Origin of the sequence: Sphingobacterium sp. UBA1897 (genome assembly GCF_002337775.1) — a bacterium.
GTDB lineage: Bacteria > Bacteroidota > Bacteroidia > Sphingobacteriales > Sphingobacteriaceae > Sphingobacterium > Sphingobacterium siyangense.
Genome location: NZ_DDGR01000001.1, coordinates 114,395 through 127,508 on the forward strand (window position 1 = coordinate 114,395; position 13,114 = coordinate 127,508).

Consider the following 13,114-nt stretch of genomic DNA (forward strand, 5'->3'; position numbering starts at 1 on the left):
CCTAGCAAGGCGATGGCGAACATCGATATAGCTTAAAGGATAAATGTTTTGTCAAAAGAAGTTTTGATTTAAAAATATGTTATTAGAAATGAATGTAAAACAGAGAACCATCAAAAACGAGGTTGAAATTTCGGGGGTAGGTCTTCATACAGGAAAAATTGTATCGATGACTATTAAACCCGCTCCGGAAAATCACTGGTTTAAGTTCAGACGTGTAGATTTAGAGGGGCAACCAGAAATTTTGGTTGATGCGGATAATGTTACGGATACCTCCAGGGGGACGACAATAACGCAGAATGGAGCAAGTGTGAGTACAATTGAACATTTGATGGCATCGTTAATTGGTTTACAAATTGATAATGTGCTGATTGATATTGATGGTCCTGAAATACCAATTCTAGACGGTAGTTCAGCTATTTTTGTGAAGTTGTTAGAGGAAGCGGGATTTGAAGAACAAGATGCTGATCGGGATTATTATGAGATTTCGAATAATATTCATTATGCAGAGCCAGATCGCAAAGTCGAAATACTGGGCATGCCAATGGATGGTTATCGTTTGACTTGTATGATCGATTTTAATTCGCCTGTGTTGGGAAGTCAACATGCAGCAATAACATCGATTGAGGATTTTAAATCTGAAATAGCCTCTTCGCGTACGTTTTGTTTTTTACACGAATTGGAAATGTTGGTTGATCATGGCCTTATTAAAGGTGGTGATTTAAGTAATGCAATCGTTATTGTGGATAAGGAGACTTCTCCTGAGGAATTGCAAAAATTAGCGCATCTTTTTCATAAAGAAACCGTTGCAGTTGCTAAGGAAGGAATATTAAACAATAATCAATTGCGTTACCAAAATGAACCTGCTCGACATAAATTGTTGGACATGGTTGGAGATTTAGCGCTAGTCGGAAGACCTTTGAAAGGGCATATTATGGCTGCAAGGCCAGGCCATGCAGCGAATGTGGCTTTTGCAAAAAAGATAAAGGAGCAGATCAAGAAAGATAAAACACGTAAAAAAATTAAAGTTTACGATCCCAATATGCCGGCATTATACGATACGGTTGAAATCATGAAGATTTTACCTCATCGTCAACCCATGCTTATGGTCGATAAAATTCTTGAGTTGACAGAAACACATGTTGTGGGTTTGAAGAATGTTACCATGAACGAAGATTTATTTATGGGACATTTTCCTGGTGCACCATTATTCCCTGGTGTTTTGCAAGTAGAGGCTATGGCACAAACAGGGGGAATTTTAGTACTGAAGACGGTTCCTGATCCAGAGAATTGGTTGACCTTATTCCTTAAAATTGAAAATGCACGTTTTAAAGCGCAGGTAACTCCAGGGGATTCTGTTATTTTTAGATGTGACTTGATGGAGCCGATCCGAAGAGGTATCGCAAAAATGAAAGGTGTGGCAATGGTAGGAGAGAAAATCGTGTGTGAAGCGGAGCTTATGGCACAGATCGTAAGAGTAAATAATAACTAAAGTAGTATAGATGATACAGCCATTAGCTTATATTCATCCGGAGGCAAAAATTGCTAAAAATGTGGTCATCGAGCCATTTGTAACCATTTATAAAGATGTCGTCATTGGTGAAGGCACTTGGATAGGATCAAATGTGACGATCATGGATGGAGCTCGAATTGGAAAAAACTGTAAAATATATCCCGGTGCAGTAATCTCTGGGGAACCTCAAGATTTAAAATTTGATGGTGAGATTACCACAGCTGAAATTGGAGACAATACAACCATTCGTGAGTGTGTAACAATCAATAGAGGAACCAAGGATAGGTATAAAACGGTCATTGGAAAAAACTGTTTGATCCAAGCTTATAGTCATGTTGCACATGATTGTGAAGTAGGTGATAATTGTGTTTTTTCGAACAACAGTACACTTGCTGGACATATTACAGTAGGTGATTATGTTGTACTTGCTGGAATGGTTGCTGTTCACCAATTTGTCAAAATTGGTTCGCATGCATTTGTTACCGGTGGTTCATTGGTGCGTAAGGATATTCCTCCTTTTGTTAAGGCCGCACGTGAACCGATTTCTTATGCTGGTATTAATTCTGTTGGATTGAGAAGAAGAGGATTTTCGGAAGAGCAAATTGCCGAGATTCAGAATCTTTATCGAATTCTTTTTGTCCAAAACAGAAACCTGGCTAAAGCAATAGAAATTATAGAAGCTGAATATCAGGCAACGGAAATCCGTGATGAAATTTTGGATTTTATTCGGAACTCCGGCCGGGGTATCATGAAAGGATTCAATAATAGAGCGATGTAGTCGCGTTGTCGATTCTAGTGAATTTGAAAATTACATTAAAAGATATTGGTAGGAGGTATAACAATGAATGGATTTTTAGGCATATAAACTATACCTTCGAGTCCGGCAAGAGTTATGCCATCCTTGGCCATAATGGTTCTGGGAAGTCCACTTTCCTAAAAGTGCTTTCAAGTAGTTTGACACCCTCATCGGGTGAATTGATCTACACGGATGGAGACCAAGTCCTAGGTGTGGAAACTATATATCAGCAGCTGTCTCTCGCAGCTCCTTATGTTGAACTGATCGAGGAGTTTACCTTAAACGAGCTGATTGATTTTCATTTTAAATTTAAAAATTATCTTCCTTCTTTTGATAAAGAAACTGTTGTAAACGTATTGGGATTGGAACATGCGCTTGACAGAGAGATCCGGTTTTTTTCATCAGGCATGCGTCAACGTGTAAAGCTAGCGCTAGCTTGTTGTTCTGCATCTGCCTTGGTTTTGTTGGATGAGCCTACAAGTAATTTGGATAGTGCGGGTGAACAATGGTATCTTCGTTTAATTGAGCGCACAAAAGTGGAATCTAGATTGTTTATCGTCTGTTCCAACCAAAAAAAAGAGTATGAATTCTGCGATGAAAGTATTTCTATCGTCGATTTCAAGTCTTAGGGGATCAACAATTGTTTCTGCCCTATTAAAAATAGGAGAAAAGTTTTTTGTCCTGTATCAAAAATGATTATTTCCCATAAACCATCAAGATTGTATAACCATTAACAGCTACGAAAGTGAACTGAAGGTTCTCTCCGGCCAATAAAAACAAACACTTTCAGAAAAAAAAGTAGCGAATGAAATTTTAATAACACAATTAGTTTTTGTACTTTTGACGACTCAATAATGAGATAACCGTTTAAAGTTCAATTCAAAGAATGGCTAAGGCATCAGAGGTAAAATCAGGAAATATCTTAAGATTTAATGGAGAATTAGTATCCGTAGAAGAATATATACACCGTACACCAGGCAATTTACGTGCGTTTTATCAAGCGAGAATGCGTAATGTTAAAACTGGTAAGTTAGTTGAATACCGTTTTAGAGTTGACGAATCTGTAGAAATTGCACGTGTAGAAACTAGCGATTATCAGTATTTGTATGAGGATGGAGATTTCTTCGTGGTAATGGATAACAATACATACGAGCAATTCAATATTCCTAAATTTTTGTTCGGTGATTCAGCTCGTTTCTTGAAAGAGGGAATGACTGTAATTATTGCTTTTGAAAGTGATGAGCCTATCATGGCAGAAGCTCCAAAAAGTGTTGAGTTAGAAATTACATATACTGAACCGGCTGTAAAAGGAGATACTTCTACAAATGCGTTGAAAAAAGCAACTGTAGAGACTGGTGTTGAAATTATGGTACCGTTGTTCATTAATCAAGGTGAGAAAGTAAGAGTCGATACGCAAACAGGTAATTATATCGAGCGCGTAAAATAATAGAAAGATTTTAGGTTTAGGTTGATTATTCGGTCTTGTTAGCGCTCGCTACAAGGCCGTTTTTTTTATGACTAGACTGCGTTTAACACCTGGTTTTTCTATTCTGAACGAGAATTTCTATTTGCTTTTGAAGCTTAAATAAAAATTGAATTGGAAGGAATGCTATTTTTGATTGATCTTGGCATAAGTGATGGAATTTAATGGGGATTTTGGTAAGAAAGGGAAATAAATTTTAGGAATAACTATTCTACAAATGAAATCGAAACAAGAATTACGACTTGAATATAAAACTAAACGATGTCAATTGTCTTTAGAGAGAGAAACTGCGCTCAATGAACGATTACTTTCGCAATTTACAAAGCTTGATCTCTCAGGGGTCGAATTTTTGCATATTTTCATTCCCATAGGGAAATACCACGAACCCAATACATATTTAATAATAAATTATATTCAAGCGTTTTTTCCGCAGATAAAGATCGTTGTTTCGCGATCTAATTTTGATGATTACTCGATGCAACATTTCATATTGGATGAACATACACGATTTGAGACGAACAACTGGGGTATTCCAGAGCCAACCTCTGGCATTAAGGTAGCTTCATCGCTTATTGATATGATTATAGTGCCGTTGTTAATTTTTGATCTTTTCGGCTATAGAGTAGGTTATGGAAAAGGGTTTTACGACCGTTTTTTCTCGTCTTGTAAAGTTGGTGTACAGCGTGTCGGACTATCTTTTTTTAATCCAATTGATGTTATTGCAGATAAAAATGAATATGATGTCCAATTAACGAAAGCTATTACACCAGATCATATTTATCATTTTTTTGATGACAAGTAATACTATTGGTCAGAAGAAGAATCGCACCGCTTTTTGTGAATAGTCACAAGGCTTTTTAAAAAGCGGCTTCTTTGTTTAATTAGCGAACAATAGTAGCGTATTATTTAATGTACTATTCTTATTTTTAATAAAAGAATGTAAGGTCTAATTACGATCTAAATCTTAACTGTGTTTGTAGTTGGTTGATTTTGTCTCATGATGATTTAATTAAAATTATTTTTTATTTTTATTGCGAAATTCAATGCCTGTGCCGATATGTTTCGATGTCTTCTATTTTTTCTTTTCCTAACAATCATACCTTGTCATGTTGTCTACGGGATGGATTTAATGGATTCCAATTCCTCGATTGAGGAGAAGAACTTTTACGAAACAATTATAAAAGAATCAGCGCAGTATCAATCCTCTAGTCTGTCGTTAAGCAAATATCTTGCACCATATTTTAGCCAAGCGGTACGAAAAAATGATAAGGCACTTTTGGCAATCTATTATTGTTTACTGGCGGATCAGTCGTTTAATGCCGAAGGCGCAAGAAATAACTTTAGTGATAAATACTATTTAAAAGCGCTGGACCTTGAAGAAGGCTATAGCTATCAAAATGTACGCATTTGGGTAAAGGTAATGTATGGCTTTTACCTATATCGATGCCTGAAAGCCTCTGAGGCATTACCTTTTATCTTGGAAGGAGAGAAAGGGCTTGAAGATATACCGAAAGAGCTTGTTTTAGACCTAACGCAAACTTACAAGAAGCTTGGCTATTTTTTTGGAACTTTAGGTGATTATACTTCTGGAATTAAATATCTGGATTTAGGGCAACGACAAGAACAAATTTCACCGAAATTGAAAGCTGAAATCTTGGACAATTTAGGTTTACTGACATTGAAAAGTGGTGGTGATACCTTGCAGGCAATGAAAATTTTTGAATTGGCTCAAACTTTAGCACTTTCAGAAAATGACTCATTACGCTACGCGAAGATCTTAGGTAATCAGGCGGCTGTGTTTGAAGGTATGAAGGATTACCATAAGGCTTTATCGCTCCTAGATAAAGATCTTGAGATTTCCAGATCTCTTGGGAATGACCGAAATACAATTTTCGCCTTAGTGATGCGTATTCGATTAAATATAGCGAATAAGGAAACGAAGGATGTTCGTCATATGATTGCGGAAGCTGAATCTCTTTTATTGGGCTCGGATGATAAGAAGACAATACTTGAACTTGAGATTCACAAGTTGAATTTGGCGATGCAAAGTAACGATATAGGTCGTGAGCTGAATGCACGAAGAAGAATAGAACGTCTCCAAGACTCATTACGTTTTTTAGATGGTGATCCAGTATTGTCCCAATTGAAGTTTATGGCCGACAAGCAAAAGTACGCCGATAAATTATCGCTGGCACAAGCTGTTATTAAGAAAAAGCAAGCTGAGAGGCGATTATGGCTAATATTAAGTTTATTGGTATTGGTATTATTCTTTTTTATTTATAATGCTATTCGATCCCGTGCTAGAAAACGGATACGTGACTATGAATATCAGCTTCTTAATTTAAAGTATACAAAAGCAGAATTAGACAGGGAACTGGTGAGTTCTAAAAGCCAAGTTGAAGAATACGTCGCTTATCTTAAGCGGAATAATGAACAGATAAATGTACTTTCTGCGATGCTTGAAGAAAAAGGGAATGTTGTTGAAAAAGATCGCGAGGAGCTAAAAATATTGTTGCAGTCACATCTCATCACTGAAGAGAAATGGCAGGAATTTAAATTATTGATTGTAAAAGAATTTCCCAATTTACTCCAGGATATACAATCTAGATTTCCCGATATAACGGAATCTAATCTGAGGGTAATTGTGCTTATGAAACTGGGGCTAAATAATAAGGAAGTAGCCAACGTATTGGGGGTTACTCCAGACGCGATAAAAAAATCTATGCAGCGCTTGAAAAAGAAGCTCGGAGATCAGGCCGGGATGCTCATGGAATATATTTCCGACAAGGAGTTTGTTTAATGTCGACCTTCAGTTGGCAGAAGGACCCTTTGGGAGCCAAGTTATGACCGTCTACGTTTTTAAGACGGTCATATAAAGTTAAGCTGGGTATAATGCTTTGCTGTAGCAGCAGAGGCTACTGTTTAATCCAATGGATTTTCCTTCAGATTTTTTTCCCATGCCCAGGCAGAAGCCATCATTTCATCAATACCAAGTGCTGCTTTCCAATGCAACTGATTGGCCGATTTAGTGACGTCCCCGTAAACTTTGATGATATCTCCGTCACGACGTGGACCAAATTCGTAATTTAATTTTTGTCCTGAAGCTTTCTCAAAAGCCTTGATCGCTTCAAGGACAGAATATCCATTTCCTGTTCCCACATTAAAGACATCGTATTTTCCGTTCGGGTTGCCTTTTTCCAATAATCTGATTGCTGCAACGTGAGCTTTTGCTAAATCAACAACGTGGATATAGTCGCGGATACAAGATCCGTCCGGTGTGTCGTAATCAGAGCCAAATACCGTCAATTTTTCTCTTTTTCCAATGGCTGTTTGTGTGATAAAAGGAAGCAGGTTCTGAGGAACACCGTTTGGTAATTCACCGATCAGTGCCGACTCATGTGCACCTACAGGGTTGAAATAACGGAGCGCAATAATATTGTAGTTGTCATATGCAGCAGCAGTTTCCTGTAGAATTTCTTCAGCAATTTGTTTTGTATTTCCATAAGGAGAGGTTGCCTTTTTCACGGGAGCACTCTCGTCTACAGGTAAGTAGTCTGGCTCACCATATACGGTACAGCTTGAAGAAAAGACAAAATTAATAGGCTTATTTTGATATGCCTCTAATAAGTTAATTAACGAGAAGAAATTGTTGTGGTAATATTTCAAAGGCTTCTGTACAGATTCACCTACAGCTTTAGAGGCCGCAAAATGGATAATTCCTGAGATATCGGTATTGTTTTTTACAAATTCATTCACGCGTTCTGTGTCACAAAGGTCAAATTGGTGAAATTCAGGTCTAACGCCGATGATCTTTTCAACCTGATCCAAAATTTTGATGTTTGAATTGGACAGATCATCCACGATGACAGGTACATATCCTGCTTGATGTAGTTCGACCACTGTGTGCGAACCGATATAACCTGTTCCTCCTGTGACTAGTATTTTTTTGTTCATTATTGTTGATTATAGTAAGTAAAGTCTTTATGTGATAAGGTATCCAAAGGGATCTTTTTGTAAAATGCTATGGTTTTTTTCAATCCTGTTTTTCGGTCTATTTGAGGTTCCCAGGCTAATTTTGATTTGGCCAAGCCAATATCGGGTTTCCGTTGTTTGGGATCATCAACCGGTAATGGTTCGTAGACGATTTTACTCGAGCTGTCTGTCAATTCGACAATTTCATGGGCCAATTGTAGCAAGCTGATTTCGTCTGGATTACCAATATTTATAGGTGTAGCACATGCCGAATGCAACAAGCGAAAGATGCCTTCGACCTGGTCGTCAATATAACAGAATGATCGTGTTTGTGAACCATCGCCAAAAATCGTGATGTCTTCGCCACGTATCGCTTGTGCGATAAAGGTGGGAATAGCTCTGCCGTCATTGAGACGCATTCTGGAACCAAAGGTGTTAAATATCCTGACAATACGGGTATCCAGACCATGTGCATTGTGATAGGCCATCGTTATTGCCTCTTGGAAGCGCTTCGCTTCATCGTATACACCACGAGGTCCCACGGGATTTACATTGCCCCAGTAGTCCTCGGATTGTGGTGAAACCAGTGGATCGCCATATACCTCAGAGGTGGAGGCTACCAAAATGCGTGCTTGTTTAGCACGCGCTAGGCCCAAGAGATTATGTGTGCCCAAAGATCCTACCTTCAATGTTTGTATGGGAATTTTAAGGTAATCAACGGGACTGGCTGGCGAAGCGAAATGCAGGATATAATCCAAGTGCCCGGGAACGTGCACAAATTTTGAGACATCGTGATGATAGAAGTCAAAATTTTCCAACTTAAATAGATGTGCTATATTCTGTAGATCTCCGGTAATCAGGTTGTCCATTCCAATTACATCGTAATCTTCCGCAATAAAGCGATCGCAAAGGTGAGAACCGAGGAAGCCAGCTGCTCCTGTTATCAAAATCCGTTTGCGATGTTTATTTTCCACTCAATGGTTCCGTTTAATGAAATGGGTTTAATATCTTTGACTAAGATAAACATTATTTTAAAAACATGCGTTTGCTTTATTCAATTGGAATCTTTCTTTATGGACTCTTACTGCGTATTTTGGCTCCTTTTCATGCCAAAGCCAAGCTCATGGTAGAGGGACGAAAAGACTGGTATTCGAGGATGAAACAAACGGTTGATTCTTCCCAAAAACATATTTGGTTTCACTTTGCTTCATTGGGGGAATTTGAGCAAGGAAGACCTGTCCTGGAAGCAGTGAAAAATAATTATTTGGATCATAAAATAATTGTAACATTTTATTCTCCCTCTGGCTATGAAATCAGAAAAAACACTGCTTTGGCCGATTATGTTTTTTATCTCCCCTACGATACTGCTCAGCACGCACGGCTTTTTCTCGACTTGATCAATCCAAGTTTCGCTGTGTTTACGAAATATGAATATTGGTATTATTTTTTTGAAGGCCTGCATAGACGGGGCATTCCCTTGTTTTTGATCTCAGCAATATTTAGACCCGATCAGATTTTCTTTCAGGCCTATGGTACTTTTTTTCTGAAAATTTTAAGTTATGTGACTTACTTCTTTGTGCAAAATGAAGAAAGTGTACGTCTTTTGAAAGAATTTGGGATACGGAATGCCGGGTTAGCCGGAGATACACGTTTTGATCGTGTGGTAGACATTCCTAAAAGCAGAAAAATGATTCCTGAGATCAGCCAATTTATTGGGGAAAATCCGGCGCTGGTTGCAGGAAGTACCTGGCCCGAGGATGAGCTGGCTCTACAGGAATTGCTTTTGGATTATTCAGACTATAAGCTGATCTTGGCTCCGCATGAAATCAATGAATCACATCTGGCGAGCATTTTTAACCTTTGGCCGAAGGCACTCCGCTTTTCGGACATGGCTACCTACGATGCCGCAACAATAGCCAATTCAAAGGTACTGGTTATCGATAACATTGGTATGCTTTCGTCTTTGTATGGGTATGGCCAACTGGCCTATATTGGTGGTGGTTTTGGCGTTGGAATACATAACACTCTAGAGGCAGCAACATATGGCATACCGGTTCTATTTGGACCAAATTTCAAGAAATTTCAGGAAGCGAAAGATCTCGTACAAAATGGATCGGGTTTCGCCATTGCCAGTGCTAAAGAATTAAAGAAAGTTTTTGCTGTTTTACAAGATCAGACTGTCCGTCAAGAGGCCGGAAAATTGGCCCGTGAATATGTTCTGCAGAAAGCAGGAGCAACACCGATAATTATGAAATACCTCAAAAGCAATCCTGTAAAAATATAAACGGTAATTGCACAACGAACTACCGCTTATATTTTTAAAGTTTGATGCTAATAATATGTATACCTTCTTACGCCAGTAATATGACGAGATAAGCGCATTACCTGATGAGAATATCCGTATTCATTGTCGTACCAGACATATAGGATGACATTCCTACCATCTGACGAGACTATCGTCGCTGGAGCATCTATGATCGCAGCAGCAGTGGAGCCGATGATATCTGAAGAAACGAGTTCACTGTCTTTAGAAAATTTAATCTGTTCGACAAGGTCACCCTGTAGTGATGCCTCTTTTAAAAGTGCATTGATTTCTTCGACGGTAGTTTTAGATTTAATTTCGAGATTTAAAATTGCCAATGATCCATTTGGCACGGGAACGCGAATTGCATTGGAGGTCAGTTTGCCCTTCAATGAAGGCAATACTTTTGAAACGGCAGTCCCCGCTCCAGTTTCTGTGATCACCATATTGAGCGCTGCGGCACGCCCTCTTCTGGACTTCTTGTGCATATTGTCGACAAGGTTCTGATCGTTGGTATAGGAATGTATGGTTTCGATATGCCCTTTTTCAATACCTATTCTATTTTCAAGGACCGCCAAAATAGGAGAGATTGCGTTGGTCGTACAGGAAGCGGCGGAAAATATCGCATGCTGTTCCACGTCAATATCATTTTCGTTGACAGCATATACGATATTTGGAACACCTTTTCCGGGTGCTGTCAATAAAACTTGGGCGGCACCTCTGGATTTCAGGTGGCGACTCAGTTCTTGCTCATCTCGAAAAGCACCCGTATTGTCGACGACTAAAGCATGCTGTATTCCATAATAAGTATAATCAATATCCTCTGGCTGTTTGGCAGAGATAAGGTGGACAGTGATGCCATTGATAATAAGAGCCTGATTTGGAATGTCGACCTGTACGTCGCCTTCGAACGCACCATGTATGGAATCTGTTTTTAATAGTGTCGCTCTTTTCAATATGGACTTGCTATCATTGGCGTCCCGTGTTACAATGGCACGAAGGCGAAGCTGCTGTCCAGCACCGGCTTTATGCATAAGCTCTCGGGCGAGTAAACGGCCGATACGGCCAAATCCATAAAGCACAACATCGCGTGGTTTTAATTCCGCTTGTTGATTGATATCTTTTAATTCATTTGTAATAAAACTAGGTAGATCGTTGTTTTCAATAGTCTGTTTCTTGACCTGTAAGGTAAGTTTTCCGATATCGATACGCGCAGGTGATAGGGTTAGTTTTTCCAATACCTGTGCCACGTGGAGGGTGTCAAAAATATTGAATGGCTCGTCGGTAAGGAGGACGCTTTCCTTGATCAGGTTGAGAATTGAACTCGATTTTACATCAATGAGTTGATTTCTAAAAAATACAAGTTCAATAGCGTGGTTATACCACAGGTTACTGACAATTTGAATTAAGCTTACGGCAGCGTTTTGTTGCTCTCTGTAACTTTTGATCTCTAAATCAAAAGATGGCTTGTGTGACATCATAATTTTATAATAGATTATGTTGCAAACATAGTACAAACCGCCTAAAAAATAGATTTATATTTTTATTTTCGTAATTTTTTAAATGTAAATACTTGTAATATTATTATTTTAATAAAATATTAGCGATTTATTTGTTAATCCTCTATTATAAATAATTCGGACATGATATGATCAGCCATTAATTTACCCGGATCTGTCAAGCGTAATTTGTTTTCTTCCAAAACGAGATTTTTCTCTCCTAGAAATGGTTCAGCATCCTTTAGGACTCGGTTTTTGACAGATTGCCCGAATTTGCTTTCCAGCGCAATCAAATCCAGTCCCCACATGGTTCTCAGCGAAGTCATGATACTTTCGTTGATCTGGTCCAGCGTAGAAAGCTCCTCAATTTCCAGGGGAAGTTGGTTTGAATTGATTGAGGTCATATATTTCGCGTTGTTGGAAACATTCCAGGATCTGGAAGTTCCATTGAACGAATGCGCTGAAGGGCCTATACCAAGATAATGTTTACCTTTCCAATAATTTGTGTTGTGACGTGCATAAAGGCCATTTTTTGCAAAATTGGAAATTTCATATTGTTCATATCCCGCGGCTTTCAATGTATGGATAAGAAGACTCATCTGATCCGCTGCCTGATCTGAATCTATAGCTGGACTTAAGCCTTTTTTAATAAAGTGATCCAATGCTGTCTTATTTTCTACGGTCATGGAATACGAAGAAATATGGGGAATTTCAAAGTCAATCAGCTGTTGCATATTGTGGCGCCATTTCTCATCAGTCAACAGTGGGTAGCCATAAATAAGATCACAGGTAATATTTTCAAAGCCCGCATCTTGCACCCGCATGATAGAAGCCAGTGCTTCCTGCTGATTATGTGCTCTGTTCATCCATTTAAGATCCTCTTCAAAGAAAGACTGTATGCCTATGCTGAATCGATTGATTGCTGTATTCCGCAGACTGTTTACTTTGGCCGCATTTAGATCGTCGGGGTTTGCTTCCAGCGTAATTTCAGCCTGATTTACGATGTCAAAATGCATTGCTATCGTATCGATGATCCGTGCGATCTCTTCAGCTTCCAATAAGGATGGCGTGCCACCACCAAAATAGATCGATTCGACCTTTTTGTCTTCCATATAGGCTGCTCTGAGCTCGATTTCCCGTCGTATGGCATTGATCATCTCACTTTTGTATTGTAGTGAAGTGCTAAAATGGAAGTCACAGTAATGACAAGCCTGTTTACAAAAGGGGATATGGACATAAATCATGGGGACAAATATACCAAGACCTGACCAACTTCGCTTCTTATTCGTATTATTTCTTCTTTCTCGACGATGTATCCAGAAATATTCGTCGGACTCTTCTGTCTGCACACGAAGTGATTTAAAAAGAAAGTGCAATAGGATGGAAGAATCATCTAAAAGATGGTTGACAGCAAGCTAGTTATTCTTTATCTTGTCGTCAATATTTGTTAGTAGAAAGCACCAATATAGCACCTAATGTCAGATGAAGGAGGAGTGAATTCAAAGGTTTCCTTCTAGAAATAAAAAAGCTATCGGTACCAGCCGCGTTTAAA

At 38.7% G+C, this 13,114-nt stretch carries 11 protein-coding genes; 7 read left to right on the plus strand and 4 right to left on the minus strand.

The features are described 5' to 3' along the window. Positions 1-88: 88 nt before the first annotated feature. From B4N43_RS00380 to B4N43_RS00405, 6 genes are all read left to right on the plus strand, one after another. Positions 89-1,489: a bifunctional UDP-3-O-[3-hydroxymyristoyl] N-acetylglucosamine deacetylase/3-hydroxyacyl-ACP dehydratase gene (locus B4N43_RS00380; RefSeq protein WP_172840641.1), complete on the plus strand. Its 1,401-nt coding sequence runs from the start codon at positions 89-91 to the stop codon at positions 1,487-1,489. A 10-nt stretch (positions 1,490-1,499) separates the two neighbouring features. Next, positions 1,500-2,288 (plus strand): acyl-ACP--UDP-N-acetylglucosamine O-acyltransferase, encoded by a 789-nt coding sequence (lpxA, locus tag B4N43_RS00385; RefSeq protein WP_075990789.1) that lies wholly within the window; start codon positions 1,500-1,502, stop codon positions 2,286-2,288. Between the two features lie 17 nt (positions 2,289-2,305). After that, positions 2,306-2,935, plus strand: a complete 630-nt coding sequence (locus B4N43_RS00390; protein WP_312208582.1) for an ABC transporter ATP-binding protein — start codon at positions 2,306-2,308, stop codon at positions 2,933-2,935. A 257-nt stretch (positions 2,936-3,192) separates the two neighbouring features. Continuing rightward, on the plus strand, positions 3,193-3,753 hold the full coding sequence (efp, locus tag B4N43_RS00395; RefSeq protein ID WP_046674772.1) for an elongation factor P: 561 nt from the start codon (positions 3,193-3,195) through the stop codon (positions 3,751-3,753). A 253-nt stretch (positions 3,754-4,006) separates the two neighbouring features. Next, positions 4,007-4,591: a 5-formyltetrahydrofolate cyclo-ligase gene (locus B4N43_RS00400; protein ID WP_286732268.1), complete on the plus strand. Its 585-nt coding sequence runs from the start codon at positions 4,007-4,009 to the stop codon at positions 4,589-4,591. Between the two features lie 318 nt (positions 4,592-4,909). After that, on the plus strand, positions 4,910-6,589 hold the full coding sequence (locus B4N43_RS00405) for a helix-turn-helix transcriptional regulator (RefSeq protein WP_145327249.1): 1,680 nt from the start codon (positions 4,910-4,912) through the stop codon (positions 6,587-6,589). Between the two features lie 122 nt (positions 6,590-6,711). Here the strand turns inward: B4N43_RS00405 and galE are convergent, their stop codons facing one another. Both galE and B4N43_RS00415 read right to left on the minus strand, forming a co-directional pair. Continuing rightward, positions 6,712-7,743 (minus strand): UDP-glucose 4-epimerase GalE, encoded by a 1,032-nt coding sequence (gene galE / locus B4N43_RS00410; protein WP_088160000.1) that lies wholly within the window; start codon positions 7,741-7,743, stop codon positions 6,712-6,714. After that, positions 7,743-8,735 carry a UDP-glucuronic acid decarboxylase family protein gene (locus B4N43_RS00415; protein ID WP_088160001.1) on the minus strand — a complete coding sequence of 331 codons (993 nt, stop codon included), beginning with the start codon at positions 8,733-8,735 and terminating at the stop codon, positions 7,743-7,745. The genes galE and B4N43_RS00415 overlap by 1 nt, the downstream gene beginning before the upstream one ends. Positions 8,736-8,800: 65 nt before the next feature. On the opposite strand from B4N43_RS00415, the gene B4N43_RS00420 reads away from it, so the two are divergent. Next, complete coding sequence (locus B4N43_RS00420) at positions 8,801-10,045, plus strand: 3-deoxy-D-manno-octulosonic acid transferase (protein ID WP_145327245.1); 1,245 nt, start codon at positions 8,801-8,803, stop codon at positions 10,043-10,045. 47 nt (positions 10,046-10,092) lie between these two features. On the opposite strand, the gene B4N43_RS00425 is transcribed toward B4N43_RS00420, so the two are convergent. Both B4N43_RS00425 and hemW read right to left on the minus strand, forming a co-directional pair. After that, positions 10,093-11,544: a glyceraldehyde-3-phosphate dehydrogenase gene (locus B4N43_RS00425; protein ID WP_286732274.1), complete on the minus strand. Its 1,452-nt coding sequence runs from the start codon at positions 11,542-11,544 to the stop codon at positions 10,093-10,095. A 134-nt stretch (positions 11,545-11,678) separates the two neighbouring features. Then, entirely contained in the window at positions 11,679-12,911 is a 1,233-nt protein-coding gene (gene hemW / locus B4N43_RS00430; protein ID WP_286732275.1) for a radical SAM family heme chaperone HemW, read from the minus strand. Positions 12,912-13,114: the final 203 nt, after the last annotated feature.